Annotated in this window: 1 protein-coding gene; it reads left to right on the forward strand. The window is 59.9% G+C overall.

What is annotated here, in order from left to right; genetic code table 11:
* Positions 1 to 55: 55 nt before the first annotated feature.
* Positions 56 to 297: substrate-binding domain-containing protein (locus tag NE591_RS14655; RefSeq protein WP_256157034.1), on the forward strand; the 242-nt coding region annotated here is incomplete at its 3' end.

Here is a 297-nt window from a genome sequence, read left to right on the forward strand (position 1 = left end):
AAAACGAAACATCGCCAAATCCTAAAACGCCCTGTCTTCGTCGGTCACGCCGGTCATGGAGAAGCTGGCCGAGGCCTTCCAGGCGGCTAACCCTCAGGTGACGGTAGAGGTGCAGCAGTCCGACTCCACCACGGGCGTGAACATGGCCGTCGATGGCACCTGCGACATCGGCATGGCCTCCCGTGAGCTGAAGGATTCCACAGCTGCAGAAGATCAACGGCTGGCAGCATATCAAGGTGAAGGGCACCCCTTACGAGTGCGGCTTCCAGGAGGGCTACCTTCTGGCCGACGAGTACA

This window comes from Adlercreutzia sp. DFI.6.23, assembly GCF_024462535.1.
Taxonomy (GTDB): domain Bacteria; phylum Actinomycetota; class Coriobacteriia; order Coriobacteriales; family Eggerthellaceae; genus Adlercreutzia; species Adlercreutzia rubneri.